The organism is Agromyces sp. Leaf222 (genome assembly GCF_001421565.1).
Lineage (GTDB): Bacteria > Actinomycetota > Actinomycetes > Actinomycetales > Microbacteriaceae > Agromyces.
This window is the reverse complement of the sequence record NZ_LMKQ01000001.1, coordinates 2423434-2446520: the sequence shown is the minus strand read 5'-3', so window position 1 is coordinate 2446520 and position 23087 is coordinate 2423434. Positions and strand designations below refer to the sequence as shown.

Sequence of the window (23087 nt, the reverse complement as noted above, 5' to 3'; positions counted from 1 at the left end):
ACCCAGATCCGGAGGGAGAAGGACACGTGAACAGCGCAGTCGCGGTGTCGACGGCAATGCATGGGCTCGCGCTCGGGGAAGCGTTCTCGTTTGATTCGCTGGTCGAGGTCATCGAGAAGCGCCGCGGACGCAGCATCCGCATCGTCGAACTGGAAGAGCTCGGCCATGAGGCGAGCCTCTGTGCCTTACTTGTCGAGCTCGAAACCGAGGACCTCATCTTCCATGCCCCGACGGAGTCGCAGCTGCACCGCCAGCAGTTCGTGCTCCACGAGATCGCCCACCTCATCCTCGGCCACATCGATGGCGAAGAGCTTCGCGTGCCCGACTTCCTGCTGCCTGACATCCCGCCGGCCACCCGACGACGACTGCTGCGGCGACAGAATCTCAACGAACCCCATGAGGTCGCGGCCGAATCGCTGGCCGATCACCTCGCTGCCGCCATCCGGCTCTCGATGACGCACGATTCTCGATTCGTGGAGATCTTCGGGTGACGTCCGTCATTGTCGCCAGCCTCATGTGGCTGCTCGTCCTCGCGCTGCTCGTGCTGCGTCGCGGACGCGTGGAGCGCACCATCACTTGGGCCGCGGTGACGATCGCGATTTCTATGACGCTCAACATCGATCCCGTGTATCTCACGCTCGACGCTGCGGCGGGGGGATCGAACGCTGTTACGCTGGTCGCCGACCTCGCGTTGATGACCGGGGTCTTCCTGCTCGGCCGCGGCGTCATGAAGGCAGCGGATCACCCGCCCCGAGCCGTGCGGATTGCGCTCAGTCGCGTTGTGTTCGGCGCGGCCGTCTTCAGCGCTTCGATAGCGTTCCTCCTGATCGAGCGTGGTGCGACCACGACGAACTTCATGCTCGACCTTGGTCAGCAACCCGCCGCGGCGGTCTATTCAATGATCCATTTCACGTACTACGCGGTCGTGCTCGGAGCGATGGCCGTGGTGGCCTCCGAGCAGGTTCGCGTCAGCCAGGGCATCTTGGCGCTGCCGCCGGCGCTCTTGGTTGCGGGCTGTGGGTTCGGCATCTCACTGACCATCGACATCATCGTCATGGATGTCGCGCATCTCGCTGGCAACACGGACCTGATGAGCACCGCGGCCGTGCTCTATGGCCCGCTGTATCTGCTTACCTTCCTGCTCCTATGCAGCGGGTTCGCCGGGCAGCCGTTCGCTCGGGCGGTCCGAGCTCGCCGACGCGAACGCACCACGCGGGCACTCGCAGCCCGGTTGGCGTCCGTCTGGCAGGCCGCATCCGACGTCCACCCGGGTATCAGTCGCAACGCGGAGGCCGTTTTCGATGCGGATGACCCCGAGACGCTGTTGCACCGTCAGGTGGTGGAGATCCGCGACGCGATGATCGACATTCGGGTCGCCTTCGTTGTCAGGGGCGCGGATCTTGAAGCTCTCGAGGATGCTGAGCGCCATCTGGTCGGCGAGGGTGCAACACCAGACGCGGCCACATCGACGCGGGTGCGGCAGTGAGGTCGGTTCGCGCTGTGCTCGGTGCGCTCGCGGCGGTCAGCCTCGCGTTCGTCGGCCTCGGGTACGTCATCGCGCGGCGCGTGACGGCGCCAGCGGGACCACGCATGTTCGACCTCGTTGTTCGAGGTCTGGATGAGTCGGGAGAGACGCCCATGGTCATTCTCGCTCGTACGCCGAAGACGGAAGTCGTCGGCCAGTTCAACCTGATTCTCGAGTCCGGGGACTGGGTGAGACTCGGCCCTCGAGTCATTGACCTTGGTGCGGGCCTCGTAGGTCGGGACGTCGAGCAACCGGACGTGCCGCCCTCGCTTGTGCCTGGGGCGCGTGCCTCGTGGAGCGGCATCTACTTCCGGACGCCGGCGGATGCTGGACTGCACGCGCGCGACGTGGAGATTCGCACGCCGGTTGGCCCTGCGCCTGCCTGGGTAATCGTGCCGCAACAGCAGGCATCGGGGGACTGGGCGATTCATATCCACGGTCTCGGAAGTCCTCGTGCCGGCACACTCCGGGGTGTTCAGGTCGCTACGGATGTGGGGCTGACGTCGCTCGTCGTGTCCTTCCGTAACGATGGAGAAGGACCTCAGGTCGGCAGCGGGCGTTCAACTCTGGGAGCACTGGAGACCGATGACGTCGAATCCGCCGTGCAATACGCCCTTGATCAGGGTGCTCGCCGGATCATCCTCTTTGGCTGGTCGATGGGTGGCGCGATCGCCCTCCAACTCGCTTCGCGATCTGGGGTGCGTAAACATCTGGCAGGCATCGTGCTCGAGTCGCCGGTGCTCGATTGGATCGAGACGATCAAAGCCAACTGTGTTCACACTGGCATGCCGGGATGGGTCGGAGTGCTCGCCGTGCCTTGGCTGGATTTGCCGGCTCTGTCGAGGTTCGCCGGGCTCGCGGCGCCGGTTGTGACTGGAGCCTTCAATCAGATCGCCGGCCCGGCGTACGTCGCCCTTCCGATCCTGCTGCTCCATGGCACAGCAGATACCTCCGCTCCGGTTGACGCAGCGCACGAATTCGCTCGCCTCAATCCGGCAGTCGAGGTCAGTTTGTTTGGTGCCGACCACACGTTCACCTGGAACGTTGATCCCAACGCCTGGCGTGCATGTGTTTCAGCGTGGCTGGGCGTTTGGGTGAGCCCGAAACATAACTGAGAATGCCGATTGATTTCGCGTTGATGCCCTTCACCGAGCGGCCGCGGTGCGTTTCTCGGTCATCCCAACGGTCGCTCCACTTCGCTACAAGTACTTCCGGAAGAGCGTGCGGACCTCCCGCAGATGGGGGCTGTTCGGGTCGTTCTGCCACTGGCGACGCGATGGGTGCGGCACGGTCAGCGGCACATGACCAGACGTCGGCTTGAACGACCGCAGGAAGCGTCGAGCGCACACTCCGCTGGCTACGAGCGTCGCGTCCGGCGCGAGGTAAAGGTTGTTCACGCGACGTTCGAGGCTGGTCATCAGCACGCGACCGACGGCCTTGGCTTCCGGGCGCACCATGGTCATTGCCGTTTGCGCATCGGACGTGCGGACGCTCTCGAGGAGCTTCCAATCGTCCCCATCCAGTCCCGTCTCGTCGGGGTCGGAGACCGAGGCGAGCGGGACGTTGCAGGTGTTGAGAATCGCGATCCGCGAGTTGCCCGCGGCGTGCTGAGCAGCCACGACGCGCCCGAGACTCCGCCCGTTTGCCTTCGAACTCAGTAGATAATCGAGTGCGAGTTGGCCGGCGTGGCCGACGACGGGGATACCAGCTGCCACTTCGTCTACGTAGGGCGACTCGAAGACGAGAACGAGGCGGATGTCTGCCACGACAGGCGGCAGGAGGTCCCTCACGTGCCACATCCCGTACGGACCGTGCCCATCCTCCGAGACGTACTCCTCAACAGTCATCAAACTCCCCTCGTTCACACTCTGCCGCATCCATTGTCGTGGGCGCGGCGCTCTCGACTGGGGCGTCCGTGCATTTTGAGCATGCCCAGAACCGCTACGTTCATTTCATGGCGAATGAGCGCATCACGGAGGACATGGTTGGCGACCGAATGCGTGAGCTGGGGTATTACGAAGACGAGCAGGGCATCTTGGTCGAGAAGCAGCAGAGCGTCAACGTTGCGATCCGCTCGGCGCTCTCGAAGGCGTCAAAGAAGGGCACTGGCAAGAGCGCCGGTTATCCGGAATTCATCGTCACTGCCCCGGCGACGCCCGATATCGTCGTACTCGTCGAATGCAAGGCGGATATCTCCAAGCACGAGAGCGACAATCTCGACCGGCCCGTGGACTACGCGGTTGACGGCGTGCTGCATTACGCGCGACACCTGAGCGCAATGTACACCGTCGTCGCGATTGCCGTGTCCGGCACCCCGCAAGCCTCCCAGTCGTCGTTCTTCCTCATCCCGAAGGGCTCGTCTGAGCACCGTCGGCTCGTCGCGCCGACTGGTGCCGACATCGATGAACTCGTGCCGCTCAGCGACCTCATCGCGGCCGCGTCGTTCGACCCGACCGTGCAGCGTCAACGAGAGCGCGATCTCATCCAATTCTCGCAGGAACTCCACGTTTTCATGCGCGACGAGGCCGAGATGACTGAGCAGGAGAAGCCGCTCGCGGTCGCGGGCACGCTCATCGCGCTTCGAGATCAGGTATTCGCCGATACCTACCAGGCGTACCCCGCGAAGGACTTGCCGAGCGCGTGGATGGATGCCATCCGTCGTCAGATGACCGACAAGGAGTTGCCGAAGGCGAAGGTCGCCAACTTGGTGCAGCCGTTCACGACCATTCAGGTGCAGCCCGAGCTCGGGAAGGCGACGACGGCATATCCGAAGGGCCTACTAAATCAGATTGTGACGATGCTCGCGGAGCACGTCCTGCCCTTCATGACCATTTACCACGACTTCGATGTGGTCGGGCAGTTCTACGGCGAGTTCCTGCGTTATACAGGCGGCGACGGCAAGGGTCTCGGCATCGTCCTCACGCCGCGCCACGTCACGGAGCTATTTGCGCTCATCGCGAACGTGAATCGGCACAGCGTCGTTGTAGACCCCTGTGCAGGTACGGGTGGCTTCCTCATTTCAGCGATGATGCAGATGACCAAGACTGCGACGACCGACGCCGAAATAGCATCCATCAAGGCCGAGCGCCTCGTTGGGATTGAACAGCAACCCACGATGTACGCCCTCGCCGCCTCCAACATGATTCTCCGCGGCGACGGCAAGGCGAACCTCTACCAGGGTTCGTGCTTCGACTCCCCGAACATCGCCGCAGTCAAGAAGCACAAGGGCCTCGACGGCAAGCCGATGCAGCCGACCGTCGGCCTCATCAACCCCCCGTACGCGAAGTCCAAGCAGGACCTGTCCGAACTTCGCTTCGTGCGCAACATGCTGGACATGCTCGCGGAGGGCGGCATTGGAGTCGCCATCGTTCCGGTCTCGTGCGCGACTGCACCCTCCGGAGAAAAGAACGAGTTGCTCAAGCACCACACGCTCGAGGCGGTGATGTCGATGCCGCCCGAGGTCTTCTCGCCGGTCGGTGTCGTGACGTGCATCATGGTCTACACGGCGCACAAACCTCACAAAGTCTCCGACCGCAAGACGTGGTTCGGCTACTGGCGAAACGATGGCTTTGTGAAGGTCAAGAATCTTGGCCGGGTTGATAAGAACCACGCGTGGGCCCAGATTCGTGATCGCTGGATTGAGTCTTGGCGCAATCGCGAGGTGCACGCCGGCGAGTCCGTCATGCACAAGGTGACGGCCACGGATGAATGGGTTGCTGAAGCCTACATGGAGACGGACTACTCCACATTGACCGAGGAGGACTTCGAACGCGTTCTTCTCGACTACGCGCTCTTCACACTGGGCCACGGCGACAACGCGGAGGATGAAGAGTGACCACCATCGACGACCTGTTTGACGTCGAGTATGGGAACAAGCTCGATATGAATAAGCTCACGCGCACGCATAAGTCGTCGGGCATCGCGTTCGTCGGACGCAAGGGTGGACTGGCAGGTCATAGTGGCGTATCAGGATACGTCGCACCGCTGCCCGCCTCGGTCAAGCTCTACCTCGCTGGCTCCCTTACCGTTGCCCTCGGTGGCTCACGCCTCCTTTCGACATACGTACAGCAGCGCCCCTTCTACACGGCGCAGAACGTCGCGGTGCTCTCGCCCAGAGACCCGTCGATGCCTCTGCTCCACCGGCTCTTTTACGCCATGTGCATCAGACACAATGCGTTTCGATACACCGCGTTCGGTCGCGAGGCGAATCGCACGCTGCGGACGATTGAAGTCCCTGCGAGCGTTCCTGCGTGGGTCAACGATGGCGAGATTCCGACAACCGCCGGCTTGCAACGGAGCCTCGAAGGGCACGTGGAATTGACTCCTCCCGTGCAGTGGAACGACTTCACTATCGAAGACCTCTTCGAGGTAAGAAAGGGTAAGCGCGTTACCAAAGCCGACCGTCGACCTGGCACTACCCGCTTCATTGGCGCATCCGAGCATCGAAACGGCGTCACCGACATGTGTGACTTGGAACCCAACGCCCCCGCTGGAACGTTGACGGTCGTTTACAACGGAAACTCCGTCGGATTCGCGTTCTACCAGGACGAGCCATACTTCGCGTGCGACGACGTGAACATCTTGGTGCCCAGGACCGAGCTCTCGAAGTGGGCACTGCTTTTCGCAGCTACCGCCATTAAGCATGAGCGCCCCCGGTTCACCTACGGCTTCAAATGGACCCTGGAGCGGATGAAGCATACGACCATTCGCCTGCCGGCCAGGGACGGCGACCCTGATTGGGCGTACGCGGAGTCGGTGATGAGGGGGCTCCCCTTCTCCGCGGCGATCGCTCCCGCGGACTAGCAACATGCGCCTGCGCGCAGCGTCGCCGTAGCGAGGGCGTGCTCAGGGCGCCGTGCTCGACGAACCGAAGAACGGCCCACGAAGTTACTGCCAGAAGCTCATCGACGCTTGGCCGGTTTAGGCCGCGCACAGGCTGAATAACGCCCTCTATCGTCGCACGACTTCCATTTGAAGATCCGTCGACGGCTTAGCGCAGATCGGATCCCTCCGATGCAGGTCGCTCCAATGCCCGGTCGCAAGAGTTTCGGGCCAGGCGACAAGGATCCACGATCGAAGAGTGCGGGATGCCCGGGAGAGCTCAAGTGTGCCGCCGCACCGCGCTCGCGTACACCCACACGTACCGATCGCCCTGCGCCTCCGGCTCCGCATATCGAATGAGCACCGCGCCGCGGGTCCAGGCGATCGCCTCGGCTTGCACGAGCCGAGGCTCTTCGTAGATCACGCGATACCGCACGTTGGCCACAACCGGAATGGGCGCTGGCGGTTCCGTGCGGCGCCCGGTGGCGCGTACCTCGCTCGTCGTCAACGAAACGGGCGAGCCCTGCTTGGCTATCTCGAGGGCGATCGCGTCGCGGCGTTCGTCGGGGAGGTCTGGATAGCGTCTGTTCGTTCCCACGGGTGTTACGCGAACACGTTCTCGACGATCCAGCCCGTCGGCTGGAGCCGGAGATCGAAGACGAGTATCTCGTCGTGCGACGAGCGGCCAGTGACCCGCCACCCGAGTGGGGACCGGTCAGGCAACGCCCCTGAGTGGTCTGAACCGCACGACAACCATGCGTCATGCGGCAGCCGGGTAGGGGTATCGATGACTCGGTACCCGAGATTGCGGAAGACGAGACGGGTCGGGGCTCCGGCCTCGTCGAGCCAAACGACAACAGGCTCTGACGTGTGCGTCGCGATCATCGCGCCTCCCTCATTCGAATGAATGTTCGAATTCTAGATCGCGCCTACTGACACGCCAACCCTCCATGCCCTGGGTCGATAAGCGCATCTGCCCACCGCGACTCACAATCGACGGCTTGCCACGCCTCTTGCAGATCGAGGGCGCGCACCTTGCTCGCGTGATCGGAGGTGGGTGCGGGTGACGGTCTCGATGCGGGTGATGAGCGCAGGACAGGGATACCGCTACCTGCTTCGCACCGTTGCGGCAGCCGATGGCAATCGTTCACTCGCCACCCCGCTGACCCGGTACTACGAAGCAAAGGGCACGCCGCCGGGCTCTTGGATCGGCTCAGGTGTCGGGAGTTTGGCCGACGGCGCGCTCGCCGCGGGCGATCCAGTCACTGAGGAGCACCTGCAATTCCTGATCGGCCAAGGGTCGGACCCAGTCACGCGAGAGCCGCTCGGCCGGGCGTTCCCGCAGTACGCAGAGAGCAGGCGTGCGGTTGCCGGCTTCGACATCACCTTCTCGATGCCCAAATCGGCGAGCGTGCTCTGGGGCATTTCGGATGCCGCGACGCAGACGATCATCGCACGAGCTCACCACCAGGCGGTCGAACGCGTCGTCGACTACATGGAACGAGAGGTCGCGGCGACCAGGACCGGTGTCGCCGCAGCCGACGGCGCCGTCGCACAGGTCGCGGTGACGGGGCTCATCGCAACGGCGTTCGACCACTTCGACAGCCGCGCGGGCGATCCCCACCTGCATACGCACGTCGTGGTGAGCAACAAGGTGCGGACCGTGCTCGACGGCAAGTGGCGCTCTCTGGACGGACGGCCGCTCCATGATGCCATCGTGGCCATGTCCGAGCTGCATGAGGCGTGGCTCGCCGACGCCCTTACGCGCGACCTCGGCGTCGGGTGGGAACGCCGCGAGCGTGGGCGCGATCGCAACCCGGTGTGGGCGATTGCATCAGTGCCCGAGTCGCTCGTGCTCGAGTTCTCGATACGGTCACGGCGCATCGGGGCGGAGGCCGATCGCCTCATCGCTGATTACACCGCTGCGCACGGTCATCGCCCTGGTCGCGCGACCATCGTGCGCCTTCGCGCACAGGCCACTCTGGCGACGCGTCCCGAGAAGCATGTGCGCTCGCTCGCCGAACTCACGAGGGACTGGCGTGCGCGCGCAACAGCGGCGCTCGGCGAGGATGCAACGGCGTGGGCGCGCCGAGCATCCGCGTCCACCTCGCCGCGCGTGGTGACCGCTGCAGACGTGACGCTTGACACGATCGCAACGCTCGGCGTGCAGGTCATGCACGCCGTCAGCGAGAAGCGTGCAACCTGGCGGCACTGGAACCTCACGGCCGAAGCCGCACGTCAGACCATGCACTTCCGATTCGCGACACCATCCGATCGTGAGGTTGTGACCGGACTCGTCGTCGAGGCCGCGGAGCACGCATCGTTGCAACTCACTCCGGCGGAGCTCACGACCAGCCCGGCCGCGTTTCGACGCGAGGATGGCACGTCGGTCTTCCGGCCGAAGCACTCGACCGTATTCACCTCGCATGAACTTCTCGACGCAGAGGTACGGCTTCGAGAACGGGCGACGGATGCATCGGGCCCCACGGTGTCATTCACCGCGCTCCACGTGGGTGACCAACACCGGGCGGGCAGAGACCGCAGGCTTGCCAACGATCAGGTTGCAGCCCTCGTATCCATCTCGAGTTCCGGTCGTGTGCTCGACGTGCTCGTAGGCCCGGCCGGCGCCGGCAAGACCACCGCCATGGCTGCCCTCCGGCGTGCATGGGAGATCGAGCACGGTCCCGGATCCGTTGTTGGGCTCGCGCCATCGGCGGCTGCCGCCCACGTGCTCGCCGGGGACCTCGGCATCCAGACCGAGAACCTGGCGAAGTGGTGGCAAAACCATCTCACGAGCGGCACCGCCTTCGGCCGCGGGCAGCTCGTGATCGTCGACGAGGCATCCCTCGCCGGAACCCTTGCTCTGGATCGAGTGAGCGCGCTCGCCGAAGCAGTTGGCGCGAAGGTGCTCCTCGTCGGCGACCACGCGCAACTGCAGTCGGTCGAGGCAGGAGGCGCCTTCGCCATGCTTGCGCGCGATCACGCAGACGTTGCCGAGCTCGTCGATATCCATAGATTTGTGCACGACTGGGAGAAGGCGGCATCGCTCGGTCTGCGACGCGGTGACGAGGCATCCATCGAGACCTATCTCGCGCACGATCGGGTCAAGGATGGCGATAGCGAAGCGATGGCGGACGCCGCATACCTGGCGTGGCGCGCCGACACTCGTGCCGGGCGGATGAGCGTGCTGGTGAGCGACTCGCACGAAGCGGTTGCGGCGCTGAACGAGCGCGCGCGGACGGACTCGATCGTCGACGGGCGTGTGGACGCAATGCGCGAGCTCGCGCTGCACGACGGCACTCGCGTCTCGGTCGGCGACACGATCATCACCCGCCGCAACGATCGTCGTCTGCATGTCGGTCACGCATGGGTGCGCAACGGTGATCGGTGGACCGTGCTCGCGGTGCACCGAAGCGGGGCGATCGAGGTTCGACCCAGCGGGAGCCGCCGGGGGAGTAGCGCGCGGCTGCCGGCGGCATACGTGCGGCACCATGTCGAACTCGGATACGCCGTCACCGCACATCGTGCGCAAGGACTCACGACCGACACCGCGCACGTCGTCGTCGCGCGCGGCATGACCCGTGAGAACCTCTACGTCGCGATGACGCGGGGCCGCCACGAGAACACCGCCTATGTCGCGCTCGACCGGCCGGACGTCGCGCACACCGGTATCCGGCCACGTGATGACGTCGATGCGACCGCGCAGTCGGTGCTCGTCGGCGTGCTGCGTCATGTCGGCGCAGAGCCGTCTGCGCACGAGGCGCTGGTAGGCGAGCAGGAGCGAGTGGGCTCGATCGCGCAGGTCGCGGCAGAGTACGAGACGATCGCGGCTGCCGCACAGCATGCGCGGTGGACGTCTCTCGTGCGGAGCGTCGGACTCAGCGAGGCGCAGGCGTACGGCGTTGTCGTTTCGGACGCGTTCGGCCCGCTCTGCGCAGAACTGCGGAGGGCTGAGGCAAGCGGCGCGGATGTCTCGGGAGTCCTGGCGACGGCGGTCAAAGTGCGCGGATTCGAGGATGCCGCGGATATCGCGGCGGTGCTTCGGGCGCGCGTGCATCGAGCCCGTGATGTCGTCGCTCCGCAAGGTCGGTCGCGCTTCGTCGCAGGCCTGATCCCTGTCGCTGCCGGCCCGATGGACTCCGAAGACGCGAGCGCCTTGCGCGAGCGCGCCGAGCTCATCGAGGCGCGTGCCGTCATGCTGACGGAGCGCGCGATCGAATCGCAGGCTGCTTGGCTACGCCATTTCGGCCCGCCGCCGCTTGGGGTCGCGGGTTCATCATGGCGGCGACACCTCGCCGTCGTCGCGGCGTACCGCGATCGGTACGGCATCACCGACGGCCGTCCGCTCGGCGACGGCCGACCGGCATCCGACGTGCAGAAGGCGGATGCCACTCGGGCGCGAGCCGCCCTCGAATCAGCGCGCCGCATCGCGGACGAGGTGAATCGCGCCGCTGCTGACCGAGTGCCGAACGTCAACCTTGCCATTCCGCACGTCGGGGGCCGGGTCTAGAGTGCTGACCAAGCAGCATTCAATGTGTTCGCCGACACCGATGTGACGGCACGACGCCGCTTAGGCCGTCTCTCCAGGTTCCCGCTGCCGACCGATCGGAGAGCAGCCGCATGTTCGCATTCGTCTGGGCCGTCAGCGTCCGTACCGGAATGTTCGTTCGTCGCTTCATGCCGACCAGCCGCCTGCTGGATGCGCTGCACACGCGGCGCGGACTGAAGTGGGGCCTGCCGGCGATGCTGCTCGCCGTGCCCTACGGGCTCTTCGCGGCCGCGTTCGCTGGGATGGCTGAGGACGGCGGCTGGTTCAGCGCACTCGCGTTGCTGTGCGTCTGGAATGCGTGCAAGTTCCTCGTCGCGGGGCCGGTGACGGCTATTCGCCTGCTGCGTCTGCGAGCTCGAGAGGCGCGTTCGCGTCGCATCCTCGCCATGCTCGAACTTGAGGCAGAAGCCGAGGCTGGCGTGCGGCGGCCGGATCCGGCAATTCAGCACTGAACTCGCTCGCTCGGCACGGTGCCGATGGCGCACCTCTCTTTCGCGGCATGCTGGTCGTCGACCAGCCCGCCGACAGGAAGGCCAGCCATGACGCGCTCGCAGGAGCAATTCGACGATCTGCTCGGTCGCACCGCCCTCGCGGCTCTCTTCTACCTGCCCGAGGTGACCGTGACCGACGGCGCCTATCGAATCCAGGATGACGTCGAGTATTGTCTGCAGGCTGTCGATGAGCTCGACCCAGACGAGTCGGATCATCTCCGTGAAGCGATCACTCAGACAATCACAGATCCGACCGGGTACCGCTCGGCGCTGTTGGCGCTCGTCATTGAGCTGGCGCCGCCACCGAACGGCTAGATCGGATGAGCGCCTCGTCCACGCCTGATTCGGCGGCGCGCCCAACGGGGGCCAGCATCCCGCCGGCAGAGGACGAGGCCGCGCGTCGACGGAGGCGCGAGCAGAAGCGCGAACAGGCGCGTCGCTATCGACGCGAACACCCCGAGCAGCACGCCGAGACGCGTCGGCGATGGGTCGAGGCCAACCGTGACCGTGTTCGGGCCTCGAACCAGCGATGGCGCGAGGAGCACCTCGAGCATGCGCGAGAGCTCAACCGAGAGTCCATGCGGCGTGCTGCTGCGCGACGTCGGCGCGAGGAAGCAACGCGGGCGCGGGCACGCGAACGCGTTCGCGTCTGGCGTGTGGAGCATCCTGACCGGGTGCGGGCCTACCAACGCGAATGGGTCGATGCGAACCGTGACAAAGTCCGCGTGTACTACAACCGCTACTACGCCGCGAACCGTGACGAGGTGAATGCGCGGGCGACTGCCCGCCGTGACGCCGATCCCGAAGGAACGCGAGCTCGGCAGCAGGCCTGGGCCGAAGAGCACAAGGAACATCGCGCTGAGCTTCAGCGTGCGCGTCGTGCAGACCCTGATCGATATCGAGCTGAACTCGAGGCGAACGCTGCCGCCAGGCGCCTCAAGCGGGCACTCGCTCGCGCAGGCTTGCCGCCAAAGCGCATCCACCCGTCGACCGCCGCTGCGAGGCGTGCGGATGAGCGCGCCTCAGAGGCGTTCTTCAGTGACACACGTCTTCCAGAAAGACTTCGTCAAATCGCCGCGTTCCGCACCGCGCTCGCGAACCACATGCAGAAGCACCACGCTCGCATGCGCGAGTTCGCCGAGGCCTACGTCGCGAGCCGAGAGCGGATGGGTCTGCCGCTTGTGAGCGCCGAAGACGTGATGTGGGCGCGTGCCGTCGACTTAGTCCTCGATGGCAATCGACATGCCGATCGGCTCACGAGCCGGGACGTCGCTGCCGCCGTCCGAAATGCACAGATACTCCTGTGGCAAAGGGAGCACGATCAGCAGTTTCAACAATTCGTGCATGCGGTCGTCGTGCATGTTGTGCGCCACCGAGCGCGATTGAGCGCAGAGGCCGCGATCGAGAATCGTGCTCGAGTTGAGCGAGGTAAGGCACGGATCGACGAGCAACTGCTCTTGACCTGCATCGGGGCAGACGAGGTCAAGGCGCGGAGTGCGTCCGGCCTCCTCAGTGACCTAGATCTCCACCGCGCAGGCCGGTTTGCGGCGCTCCGAATCGCGGGTACGGACCGTACATCGACTGTGAGGCAGGAGTCGATCTCGATGAGACGCCGACTGTAGTTATCGGTCGCTCTGCTGTTCGCATCCTGACAGAAGCCGCAGGAGGAGGTCGTTCCCGAGGAATCCCTCAGCGCGACATGTTCGCGCTGCCGTTGTTCGGGACGAGCCTCGGTACTAGGCGAACGAAGACGATCATGCCGACCAGTTCGATGAGGGTCTGGGTTACGACGGCGAGTGGCGCGATTGCGAGCTCGGCGGGTAGGGCGAGTGCGAGTGGGAGCACGACGAGCGAGTTTCGGGTGGCGCTGCTGAAGATCACGGCACGCGTTTCGGGAACCTCGAGCCCGGTCAGGCGACCGGCCGCAAGCCCGACCATGGGCATGACGACGAGGAACGCGACGTAGAGGGGAACGACCCGCAGGAGGGTGAGGGCTTCGCTGCCGACGGCTGCGATCTGGGATCCGATCACGACCGCGAGGGTGAGCATCATCAGCGGCACCATCGCGCCGGCCATGACATGTTCGATCGCGAGCCCGGCGCGGTGCCGGCGGGCGACGGCTTGTACGATCGCGGCCGCGACCAGCGGGATGACGATGATGACCAGGAATGCCTCGATGAACGGCTCGAGCTCGATGTGCGCGACGGCCTCGCCACCAGCGAAGAGCCACAGGTACGCCGGGAGCAGGAGGATCTGCAACAGCATCAACAGCGGGGTCGCGGCGAGCAGGCGCGCCTTCGCCCCGCCGGCCAGTCCGGTGAACACGATTACGTAGTCCACGCACGGGGTGAGCAACACGAGGAGCACGCCGATCAACAGCCCGCGATCATTGGCCACGAACCGGGACAGCCCCCAGACGACCAGGGGGACGATGACGAAGTTCACGACGAGCACGGTTCCGAGGAACCGAAGATCTCGGAACGATCGGCCGACCTCGATCAGCGGGACGCCGAGAAACGTCGCGAACAGCAGTACTGCAAGCACCGGGTTCGTTGCGGCCGTGAGCACGGGGGCAGCGGCGGGCGCCAGGATGCCGAACACGCCGCCGAAGAAGATCGCGGCGACGTAGAGGGCGACTTGGTGCCGGTCCCACCAGTTCACGAGTCGCTGCATCCGACCAGCCTAGAGAACGCTTGACCTTCAAGCCGGTTGAAGCTTTAGCGTCGACGCCATGACCGAACTTGATTGGGCTCCAACCGCTTGCACGCTCCCCACCGTCGAGCAGCCGCTCCGCGAACGGGAGTTCAGCGCCCTGTTCGCGGGCAGTCTCCGCGGTGTGCACCTGGTGGGTGCCACTCGTGCCGAGCTCACGCTCGATCCGGCGAGCGAAACGGCCGCCCGCGACCTTGCCGTACGTGAGTCGTCGTGCTGCTCCTTCTTCACCTTCGAGTTCGAGTCCGACGTGGACGCGCTCACAATGCGGGTCACCGTGCCCGAGCAGCACGCCGCCGTGCTCGAGGCACTCGTCGCGTCCGCAACACGCGATGCCGGACTGACGGCCTCGGGTGCGGCATGACGCGGGACAAGAAATCGACCGCGTCGACAGTCGCAGTCATCAGTGCTGTGGTCCTCGCTTGTGCGGCATGCTGCGCCGGGCCGCTGCTGGCGATCGTCGGCAGCATCGGCGCGGCATCCCTCCTCGGCGCGTACTGGATCCCCGGACTCCTGGCGGTCGCCGTGCTCGCGGGAATCGTCGTGACGGTGCTTCTCGTTCGTCGGCGCCGAGCGAAAGCGTGTCGGCTTCCGGCGACCCGGGTCGACGTCGAGATTCAGCCGACGCGGAGGCGCGACGGTGAAGCCGCGTTCAGCGGTTCAGGACCGACAGCACCGTAGCACCGGCGGGCGGCTGCAGTGCCTCGTCTCCCGTGATCACCGAGCATGCGCAAGCGTCCGAGCAGACGCCCCCAGTCGCAGGCTGTGACAGGCGATCTTCAGCGCGCTGGAGCTCGTCGGACAGGCGCACGAGCTCAGCGATCTGCGCCCGCGTTTCGGCCAACCGGGTTGCGACGACGGCCCGCATGTCGCGTTGGACGTGCTCGCACAGGTCGGACTCGCGTGCAGCGACCAGGTGGCGGACCTCGGTGAGGCCGAGGTTCAATCGCTTCGCACCCGCGATGAACGACAACCGCTCCACCTCGACGTCGCCGTACATCCGGTACCCGTTCGAACCACGCTCAGCAGGCTCGATCAGGCCAGCCGATTCGTAGTACCGGATCGTGCTCGCCGGCAACCCGGTCCGCTCCGCCACTTCAGAGATACGCAACCCACCCATGCGACAACCGTAAACCTTCAAGCCGCTTGAAACTCTAGGCCGGGAGAACCGCTTACCCCGGCGCGCTGGTGCGTGGGTGCGTGCCGTCGACTACAAAGAGGACGTCACTGATGCGCACTGCGGCCCGCACGTCGCGATCACCGTACTGAGTGCGAGGACTGCCATGACAAGCGCCTGCGGTCGGCTGGTGGACTGCCGAAGCGTTCGAGTCCCGCCGTGGGATCGGACACCAGGGGCGAAGATGATCCCGCATGCAGTGGTAGGGGAGAATGGCTGTCATGTCTGGTCGGTGGAGCCGTGTCGCGCGTGGGTTCGCGGTCGCTGTTGCCTCGACCTACGTCGCGGTATTTGCCCACGTGCTTGGTGGCGGCGCGCCACCGTCGTGGATCGGGGTCACGGCGACCGTCATGATCGGTGTCCCCATCTGTTCTGCGCTCGCGGGCAGACGTGTCCGTTTCCTGCAGTCTGCAGCTGGCGTAGCAGCGACTCAGTACCTGTTTCATGCCTTGTTCTCTGCATCTCCAGCGCCGATGTCTCCAGCGCCGATGATTGATGGCTCGGCCGGTCACGATCACTTCGCTCAAGGCAATGTCACGCTCGTCGTCGGCCAGGACGTCTCCGTGGATGGCATGAGCGCTGCGCATGCCATGTCAGCGCTGGTGACCCTCGCGTTCTTGCGGTCGGTTGACGCGGTGTTCAAGATGCTCGCGGCCAGCGCCGCCAGGTTCCATGAGCGGGTCGTGCGGCGGTCCGGCCTTGTAGTTCTTCACCCTGAGCCGCTTCTTTCCCGGGTCCCCGCGATGTCGTGGCCGGATCTGCTGTCCCCGCCGTCGCGCTCGATCGTGATCGCGCCTCGTCGCGGGCCGCCGTTGGCTGCGCGGTAGCCAACCTTTCTTTCTGCCCAACGGGCGTTTCCCGCGATGGGTGCACGGCGTCCGCCATGCATCCCATTGCGTTGTTTCCACTTTTCTCCCAAGGAGATCTCTATTGCGTGCACGAAATCGTGCGGGCATGGCTGGCGCGACTGCGGTGATTGCGGCGTGTATCGCCGTGTTCAGTGCGGCTCCGGCCTATGCCCATGACTCCATCCAAGGCACGTCTCCAAAGGAGGGCGCTGTCGTCAAAACCGCTCCGACCGAAGTCGTTCTTGAGTTCAGCGATGACGTCCTTCCCATCGGCGCGATCATCATCGTTGACGACTCTTCCGGGACCGATCAGGTCGCGGGGGGCATCACGGTCGATGGGAATACGGTCACGGCGCCGATAGGCGGCGAATTGCCGGACGGTGTGTACGACGTCCGTTGGCGTGCCGTTTCCAGTGACGGCCACCTCATCAGTGACGTGTTCCAGTTCGGCGTTGGTGCCACGACGACGCTCCCGCAAGTTGAGGACGCGGCCGAAGCCACCAATGGAACCGAGGCCGAGGCTGAGCCTGCACAGCCGGAAAGTTCGGCCCCTGCTCAAGGCGTCACCGTCGATGACGGCGTCCGTACCGCGTTCATCGCGGCCATGGGTGCGGTCGCTGCGCTCGGGCTCGTTGCCCTTGGCATATCGCTCGGCCGTCGCCGTTCGCCATCCGATAGCACCACGTCTTTCAGCTCGACCACGAAGAACGACTCAAAGGACTCTTGAAATGAATGCAACGATCCGAACTACTATTGCCATCCTCGCTCCCGTTCTCGCGCTCGCGCTTGCCGGGTGCAGTTCCACGCCCGCTGCGCCTGCGCAGGCCGCGTCGACGCAGGCCGAATCACTTGCTGTTACGGACGCGTGGGTGAAGGCGACCGACACTGATATGACTGCCGGGTTTGGTCTCTTCGAGAACATCGGAGATGAGCCGCTCACGATCGTCACTGCCAGTGCCGAGTTCTCGGACATGCTCGAGCTCCACGAGACCGTCGAGAACGAGAGCGGTGAAATGAAAATGCAGCCCAAAGAAGGCGGGTTCGTCATCCAACCGGGTGAATCCCTTACGCTGCAGCCCGGCGGCGATCACATCATGATCATGGCGCTGGCGGAACCGCTTACAGCCGGAGACGCCGTCACCATCACCCTCGGGTTCGACGACGGAAGCACCGTCGCCATGGACGCCGTCGTCAAGGACTACTCGGGCGCCAACGAGAGCTATGAGCCTGACGCGAGCATGGATATGGGCGATGGCGAGTAACGCGGGAAAGAACCCAAACGACCTCAGCCGGCGGCAGCTCTTCCTCGGCGGGGCCGTCGCCGGTGTCGGGGCCGTGGCCGCCGTCGCGGCAGACCACGCCCTGAATGCGGCACCCATCGTCCCGGGCGCAGCAGCCCCGTTGAACGGGACGGTGACTATCCCGTTCCATGGCGCCCACCAGTCGGGCATCGATTCGCCGCCGACAGCGCACGCGACATTCATCGCACTGGATCTTCGCGAGGGTATCGGCCGCGAGGAACTGCAGGCAATGATGCGGCTCCTATCCGACGATGCCGCCCGCCTTGCCCAGGGTGTGAATCCGCTGGCAGATACAGAACCCGAGCTCAGCCTCGTGCCCGCGCGCTTGACGATCACATTCGGGTTCGGACCCAGACTCGTCGATCGCGCCGGCACGGATCGTGCGCCCCGTTCGTGGCTCCGACCCCTGCCGGCGTTCAAGGTAGACCGACTGGAGCAGGCCTGGTCAGACGGCGACCTCCTTCTCCAGGTTACGTCCGACGATCCGGTGACGGTCGCCCACGCGACACGAATGCTCCTGAAGGATGCCCGCCGATTCGCCACCGTTCGCTGGACCCAGAAAGGGTTCCGCCGTGCACACGGTTCAGAAGCCACGGGAACGACCATGCGGAACCTGTTCGGTCAGATTGACGGAACCACGAATCCGAAACTTGGCACCGCGGATCTCGAGTCCGTCGTCTGGATCGATGACAAGTCATGGCTCGCTGGCGGGACCAGCATGGTGATGCGACGCATCGACATGAATGTCGACAAATGGGATCGCCTCGACAGGCCGGGCCGCGAGCTCGCCGTCGGACGACGCCTCGACAATGGTGCCCCGCTGACCGGTACTCGCGAACAGGACGAGCCCGATTTCAATCACACCACCACGGTCGGGTTCCCAACCATCCCGGAGTTCTCACACATTCGGCGGGCGCGGTCGGATGCCACTCACGAGCGCATATTCCGGCGTTCCTATAACTACGACGACGCACTATCGGACCCGTCGATGATCTCGAACACCGGGCTCGTCTTCATTTCATTCCAAGCGGATATCGACACCCAGTTCGTGCCGATTCAGCGCCGACTGGATGACCTCGACCTCCTCAACGAGTGGACCGCCCCGGTCGGCTCGGCGGTATTCGCGATCCCGCCCGGGTGCGAGAAGGGCGGCTATATCGGCGAAACGCTCCTCGCCTGACGACCAGCTCATCGGGACGCGATTCGCCTCGCGCTGTTCGCGGGGGCATGAGCGGTCGGCGATGCTGGGGAACTTCCGGATGGCGTGAGTCGCACCAGACTCTCCTCGTGACGTTCAGACCGTCAGCGTGCAATGCTGGGCATCATGAGCGGGTCACAGGAGGGAGCTGGGCGCAACTGGCGCCCTCAATCCTCACGCGCGAGAGAGTTGGCACGTACGGCATTCGTGACTGAGGAATCCGTCTACGGCGTGATTCTTGTATCGGGCATGATTGTCGTGGCCGGGGGAAGCGGCACCAGCGCCTGGCAGTTGTTCTGGCAGGTCGCGGTGACGGTGGTCGTATTCTGGGCGGCTCACGTGTATGCCGGCACGGTTGCCCGTCACGGGCTCGAGCACGACCGCGTGCGGGGGTTGGGCGAGGCATTTCAACTCTCGGTTCGACGATCGTTGGGATTGCTGGCGTCATCAGCCATCCCGTTGGTCATCCTGCTCCTCGGCGCGACCGATGTCGTTGAGGATTCGCGAGCGCTTTGGGCTGCCCTCTGGGCTGGTGTCCTGGTTCTCGCGGTCCTTGGCTGGATCGCCTTCGCGCGGCGCGGCGCAACGTGGCCAATCCGAATGGCCGGCGCGCTCGGTACCGCCGCCTTTGGCCTCGTCATGATGCTGTTGAAGGCGCTCATTCACTGACGCCGCCCACAATGGCACGGCTGTCGTGAAGACCACATCGTTCTGCGAGCGGACGAGATGAGCTCATCTCCTCAGTCGCAGCTGTGGGACCTATTCATGGGCATTCGTCTCAGCTGCTCGGTGGTTGCTGGGTTCGATTTGGAATGTCGAGTGGTCGATTTTCACCTGGAAGTGATCGGCGACACATTTCTGAAGATCGGCGAGGATATCGGGCGCATGTCCGTCCTGAAAGCACGTGGGCTCGACGACGACATGCGCGCTCAGGATTGGAAGCCCGGTTGCGATCTGTGATGCATGCAGGTCGTGCACGGCGAGTACATGCGGGATTGCGAGGATGTGGGCCCGGACATCGTCGAGATCGAGTCCCTTTGGTGTTGATTCGAGAAGAACGCTCGCCGATTCCTTGAGCAGGATCAGCGTTCTGGGGATGATGAGCGCGCTGATCAGCATGGCGGCCAGAGCGTCGATCTGCGTCCAGCCTGTGGCCGCGATGACGAGTGCACTGATGATGACGGCGACGGATCCGAGCGCGTCGTTGATGACCTCAAGAAATGCCGCTCGCATGTTGAGGTTCGCGCCACGACCGGCGCTGAGGATCAGGATGGCAGCGATGTTGCCTACCAGTCCGATCACGCCGAACACCAGAAGGCCTGTCGAGGACACCTCCGGCGGTTCGAACAGTCGTTTCACTCCCTCGATGAACGCGTAGATGCCTACGGCGAGCAGAATGGCGGCCTGCGCAAGGGCGGCGAGCACCTCCGCTCGCTTGAATCCCCAGGTGTACCGAGCGGTTGCCGGCCGCAGCACAAGCGATGCTGCAATGAGCGCCATGAGCAGCCCACCTGCATCCGTGAGCATGTGGCCAGCGTCGACGAGGAGGGCGAGGCTACCGGTCAGTACCGCACCGATCACCTCCGCGATGAGGATGGACGCGGTTATCGCGAATGCGATCGCGAGTCGTGTCCTGTTGCTGGACGTGCCGTGGTTGTGTTCGTGGGACATGGCTAGCCTTCCGCGCTGACGAGGGACAGCTCACCGCGCACGTCGTGCGCGTTGGCCCCGCAGGTTGGGCACAGCACCACGGCGTACCCGGTGGCCTCGAGGAGCCGCTCTGCCGCAGCAAGGAGCGCCAACAGATCGCTCTCAGCCGTGAGTGACCAGATCGTCGAGCGCCCACGAGGCTGAGAGGAGACCAGCCCGCAGTCGTGCAGGCAAGCCAGGTGAGCGCTGACGGTGCTCTGAGCGAGACGGAGATGCTCCGTCAACTCTCGCACGGTGTGCTCACCGGAGAGCAGGTGCTGCAGGATGAGTAGCCGATTCGGATCGCCGAGGGCACGAAACAGAAGAGTGGCCGGTGCAAGCCCGGAGCGCGCGACCTCACGATTCATCGTCATACGGCGATATTAGCGTTATTAGGCGTCAGCGTACTTGCTAATCAGCAGACTCACGTCAATCGGATGCAACTGAGCGCGGCGTCAAGGTCGTGTTGCCCAGTCGCTGCGCGCCAGCCCTTGGTCCTCGCCGCGACAGTTTGGTGACGGAACAGCGAGTCCACCTGATCTCCTCCGCGGCATTGTCATGTGCGGCGTGCTGACAGCTTCGGCCGCCTATGCTGCGGACCGTGAATCATCCGGGAAGCGTGGGTTCCAGCCGAATGCCGCTCTGGGTTGCGCTCCCCGTGGCGGTGGCCGCCGGCGCTCTCCTCGATACTGCGTTCCCAGATCGCGGATGGTGGTGGATGGCGCCCGTCGCCGTGGGCGCACTGTTCGCAAGTTTGCTTGGCCGCGGTTTCGGCGGAGGCGTCCTCATCGGAATCGCCGGTGGGGGTGCGTTCTGGCTCCTCCATGTGGAGTGGCTCACGTTGTACCTCGGCCCCCTGCCGTGGATCGCCTTGGCTGGGCTTGAGACGGCGCTGTTTGCCTTGAGCGCAGGGCTCATTGCCGTTCTCCTCACCCGCGGCAGCGTGATTTGGCCAACCCTCGTAGGTAGGTTCGGGCTGATTCCGGTGGCGGTTGCTGGGGTTTGGACTGCACGCGAGGGGGTTGCCGCGGTGTGGCCGTATGGGGGGTTCGCGTGGGGTCGCTTGTCGATCTCGCAAGCCAGCGGGGGCTTGGATGACCTCCTCCCGTGGATCGGCGCCGCCGGCGTGAGTTTCGTTGTGGCGTGGTTGGCCGCACTGTCCGTGCAGCTGCTTCGCTACCCGCAAGTTCCGTTCCGAACGGCGTCGTTCGTCATCGCTGCTGCCGTCGTAGTCCTCCTCGCAATCCCCGGATGGCCTACGACAGCGAACGCCACGCTCCGGGTTGCGGCGGTCCAAGGCGGTGCTGATGCCGGTCTTTTCGCCGAGAATCGACCGGGCGAGCTGTTGCGTGCCCATCGTGCGGCGACGCCTCTCCTGGAGCCTGACGCAGTCGATGTCGTCGTCTGGCCCGAGAACAGCTCCGATCTCGACCCGCTGCGTTCACCACAATCAGCACGGCTTCTCGAACAGCTTTCCCAAGATCTCAACGCACCGCTGGTCGTCGGTACGATCACCGCGCGTGGCGACGAGTTCTTCAACACATCCCTGCTCTGGGAGCCCAACAAAGGCATCACCGATTGGTACGACAAAGCTCACCCCGTTCCCTTTGCCGAGTACATGCCTGACCGTGCGTTCTGGCGACCATTCGCGCCTGAACTCATCGACCTCGTCACTCGGGACTACTCGATCGGCACACGCGAGAACGTCTTCGATATCGGCGGTGTAGCGGCCGGGGTATCGATCTGCTTCGACATCGCTGACGACCGCCTCATCACAGAAATGATCCAGGCGGGCGCTCAAGTGATCCTCGCCCAAACAAATAACGCTGACTTCGGCCGGACTGATGAGAGCGTTCAGCAGCTTGCGATAGCTCGCATGCGGGCGCTGGAGACCGCCCGGAGCGTCATCAACATCTCCACCGTCGGAACGAGTGCCATCATCGCACCGGACGGTTCCTTGAAGTCCGAACTGCCCACATGGGTTCCCGGCGCCATCGTCACGGAGGTCCCGCTCTCAGACACGGTCACCCCTGCCGTCATCGCGGGGAGGCAGATCGAATGGTTCGTCTCCGGGCTGGGGCTCGCTGGGCTCATGGTGGCCTTGGCCTCCCGGACCGCCCCATCAGCGCCCCGTGCTCATCATCGAGGATGGCCGGATCAGAAGGCTTAGTGGTCAGTCTGCTATCTTCGTGCTGTCCTGATCAGCCCTGTCCTCGAGGTACTACCCCATGAGTCGCATTGAGACGCCACTGCCACCGCAGCGTCTCCATCTCGCGCTGATTGCCGTCCTCCTGATCATCGGCACTGCCCTCGCAATGCTCCTCGCACACTCGTACGAGTCCAGTCACGCGGCCACCGGGACGCTCAACACGGCCAGCATCGAGGTCGCGCTCCAGGCGGACTCCGCCGATGATCTCCCAACGGCGACGCCCACCGAGCGGGACGCGGTCCCGATCGGTGATTCCCTCGCACTGTGCATTTCCATCGGGCTGGGATGCGTCACCGCCTTGCTCATGGTGCTCCTCCGGCTGCGACGCCCACCGAGCATCGCGGCGGCTGCCGCTCTCATCGCCACGCCTCTCAGCAGGGTGTTGCCTACGCCCGCGTGGACGCCAGCACCGACCCTGACGGCTCTCTGCATCAGCCGGGTCTAGAAGCACGCCGAGTTCTCACGGTTTCGCGGCGCCCACCGAGCGCCGCGTCGCCGCCGCAGGACTCCTTGTGCCTCCATGCCCGCCAGGCCGACACGGCTTGTTGCAGAGAGACCCGATGAACC

At 64.7% G+C, this 23087-nt stretch carries 24 protein-coding genes; 18 read left to right on the top strand and 6 right to left on the bottom strand.

What is annotated here, in order from left to right:
• Positions 1-26: 26 nt before the first annotated feature.
• The 3 genes from ASE68_RS10835 to ASE68_RS19870 are packed head-to-tail and all read left to right on the top strand — an operon-like array spanning position 27 to position 2640.
• A complete protein-coding gene (locus ASE68_RS10835) occupies positions 27-491 on the top strand; it encodes a hypothetical protein (protein ID WP_235480831.1) in 465 nt (154 codons plus the stop codon).
• Complete coding sequence (locus tag ASE68_RS10830) at positions 488-1486, top strand: DUF6545 domain-containing protein (RefSeq protein WP_157421617.1); 999 nt, start codon at positions 488-490, stop codon at positions 1484-1486. Before ASE68_RS10835 ends, ASE68_RS10830 begins: the two co-directional genes overlap by 4 nt.
• A 14-nt stretch (positions 1487-1500) precedes the next feature.
• Positions 1501-2640 carry a S9 family peptidase gene (locus ASE68_RS19870; protein WP_235480830.1) on the top strand — a complete coding sequence of 380 codons (1140 nt, stop codon included), beginning with the start codon at positions 1501-1503 and terminating at the stop codon, positions 2638-2640.
• 84 nt (positions 2641-2724) lie between these two features.
• Here the strand turns inward: ASE68_RS19870 and ASE68_RS10825 are convergent, their stop codons facing one another.
• The gene (locus ASE68_RS10825) at positions 2725-3372 is read right to left on the bottom strand and encodes a hypothetical protein (protein ID WP_157421616.1); all 648 of its coding nucleotides are present in this window, start codon (positions 3370-3372) and stop codon (positions 2725-2727) included.
• 107 nt (positions 3373-3479) lie between these two features.
• On the opposite strand from ASE68_RS10825, the gene ASE68_RS10820 reads away from it, so the two are divergent.
• Both ASE68_RS10820 and ASE68_RS10815 read left to right on the top strand, forming a co-directional pair.
• Positions 3480-5360, top strand: a complete 1881-nt coding sequence (locus tag ASE68_RS10820; protein WP_055861167.1) for a class I SAM-dependent DNA methyltransferase — start codon at positions 3480-3482, stop codon at positions 5358-5360.
• Positions 5357-6328, top strand: coding sequence for a restriction endonuclease subunit S (locus ASE68_RS10815; RefSeq protein WP_157421615.1), 972 nt, complete (start codon positions 5357-5359; stop codon positions 6326-6328). Before ASE68_RS10820 ends, ASE68_RS10815 begins: the two co-directional genes overlap by 4 nt.
• Positions 6329-6626: 298 nt before the next feature.
• Here the strand turns inward: ASE68_RS10815 and ASE68_RS20235 are convergent, their stop codons facing one another.
• Positions 6627-6944: a hypothetical protein gene (locus tag ASE68_RS20235; RefSeq protein ID WP_157421614.1), complete on the bottom strand. Its 318-nt coding sequence runs from the start codon at positions 6942-6944 to the stop codon at positions 6627-6629.
• Between the two features lie 477 nt (positions 6945-7421).
• Here ASE68_RS20235 and mobF point away from each other — a divergent pair, with 477 nt between their 5' ends.
• From mobF to ASE68_RS20230, 4 genes are all read left to right on the top strand, one after another.
• Positions 7422-10856: a MobF family relaxase gene (gene mobF, locus ASE68_RS10805; protein ID WP_055861162.1), complete on the top strand. Its 3435-nt coding sequence runs from the start codon at positions 7422-7424 to the stop codon at positions 10854-10856.
• 110 nt (positions 10857-10966) lie between these two features.
• A complete protein-coding gene (locus ASE68_RS10800) occupies positions 10967-11347 on the top strand; it encodes a hypothetical protein (protein WP_055858267.1) in 381 nt (126 codons plus the stop codon).
• A gap of 87 nt (positions 11348-11434) precedes the next feature.
• Complete coding sequence (locus ASE68_RS10795; protein WP_055858263.1) at positions 11435-11701, top strand: hypothetical protein; 267 nt, start codon at positions 11435-11437, stop codon at positions 11699-11701.
• A gap of 5 nt (positions 11702-11706) precedes the next feature.
• Positions 11707-13008 carry a hypothetical protein gene (locus ASE68_RS20230; RefSeq protein WP_157421613.1) on the top strand — a complete coding sequence of 434 codons (1302 nt, stop codon included), beginning with the start codon at positions 11707-11709 and terminating at the stop codon, positions 13006-13008.
• Positions 13009-13075: 67 nt separating this feature from the next.
• Here the strand turns inward: ASE68_RS20230 and ASE68_RS10785 are convergent, their stop codons facing one another.
• Entirely contained in the window at positions 13076-14059 is a 984-nt protein-coding gene (locus ASE68_RS10785) for an arsenic resistance protein (protein ID WP_055858255.1), read from the bottom strand.
• Positions 14060-14117: 58 nt separating this feature from the next.
• Here ASE68_RS10785 and ASE68_RS10780 point away from each other — a divergent pair, with 58 nt between their 5' ends.
• Entirely contained in the window at positions 14118-14462 is a 345-nt protein-coding gene (locus ASE68_RS10780; protein WP_055858253.1) for a hypothetical protein, read from the top strand.
• Complete coding sequence (locus ASE68_RS20225) at positions 14459-14779, top strand: hypothetical protein (RefSeq protein ID WP_157421612.1); 321 nt, start codon at positions 14459-14461, stop codon at positions 14777-14779. Before ASE68_RS10780 ends, ASE68_RS20225 begins: the two co-directional genes overlap by 4 nt.
• On the opposite strand, the gene ASE68_RS10775 is transcribed toward ASE68_RS20225, so the two are convergent.
• Positions 14751-15218, bottom strand: coding sequence for a MerR family transcriptional regulator (locus tag ASE68_RS10775; RefSeq protein ID WP_055858250.1), 468 nt, complete (start codon positions 15216-15218; stop codon positions 14751-14753). The genes ASE68_RS20225 and ASE68_RS10775 overlap by 29 nt on opposite strands.
• Positions 15219-15496: 278 nt before the next feature.
• Here ASE68_RS10775 and ASE68_RS20220 point away from each other — a divergent pair, with 278 nt between their 5' ends.
• From ASE68_RS20220 to ASE68_RS10750, 5 genes are all read left to right on the top strand, one after another.
• Complete coding sequence (locus tag ASE68_RS20220) at positions 15497-16102, top strand: hypothetical protein (RefSeq protein ID WP_152030937.1); 606 nt, start codon at positions 15497-15499, stop codon at positions 16100-16102.
• A gap of 127 nt (positions 16103-16229) precedes the next feature.
• Entirely contained in the window at positions 16230-16850 is a 621-nt protein-coding gene (locus tag ASE68_RS10765) for a copper resistance CopC family protein (RefSeq protein WP_055858243.1), read from the top strand.
• A 1-nt stretch (position 16851) separates the two neighbouring features.
• On the top strand, positions 16852-17385 hold the full coding sequence (locus ASE68_RS10760) for a copper chaperone PCu(A)C (protein ID WP_055858240.1): 534 nt from the start codon (positions 16852-16854) through the stop codon (positions 17383-17385).
• On the top strand, positions 17375-18604 hold the full coding sequence (locus tag ASE68_RS10755; RefSeq protein ID WP_055858236.1) for a Dyp-type peroxidase: 1230 nt from the start codon (positions 17375-17377) through the stop codon (positions 18602-18604). The genes ASE68_RS10760 and ASE68_RS10755 overlap by 11 nt, the downstream gene beginning before the upstream one ends.
• Positions 18605-18829: 225 nt before the next feature.
• Positions 18830-19291, top strand: a complete 462-nt coding sequence (locus ASE68_RS10750) for a hypothetical protein (RefSeq protein ID WP_235480829.1) — start codon at positions 18830-18832, stop codon at positions 19289-19291.
• Positions 19292-19381: 90 nt separating this feature from the next.
• Here the strand turns inward: ASE68_RS10750 and ASE68_RS10745 are convergent, their stop codons facing one another.
• A complete protein-coding gene (locus ASE68_RS10745; protein ID WP_055858234.1) occupies positions 19382-20293 on the bottom strand; it encodes a cation diffusion facilitator family transporter in 912 nt (303 codons plus the stop codon).
• A gap of 2 nt (positions 20294-20295) precedes the next feature.
• Positions 20296-20685, bottom strand: a complete 390-nt coding sequence (locus ASE68_RS10740; RefSeq protein WP_055858231.1) for a helix-turn-helix transcriptional regulator — start codon at positions 20683-20685, stop codon at positions 20296-20298.
• 227 nt (positions 20686-20912) lie between these two features.
• Here ASE68_RS10740 and lnt point away from each other — a divergent pair, with 227 nt between their 5' ends.
• Positions 20913-22481, top strand: a complete 1569-nt coding sequence (gene lnt, locus ASE68_RS10735; RefSeq protein WP_235480828.1) for an apolipoprotein N-acyltransferase — start codon at positions 20913-20915, stop codon at positions 22479-22481.
• Between the two features lie 58 nt (positions 22482-22539).
• Entirely contained in the window at positions 22540-22965 is a 426-nt protein-coding gene (locus ASE68_RS10730) for a hypothetical protein (protein WP_055858225.1), read from the top strand.
• The last annotated feature ends 122 nt before the right edge of the window (positions 22966-23087 follow it).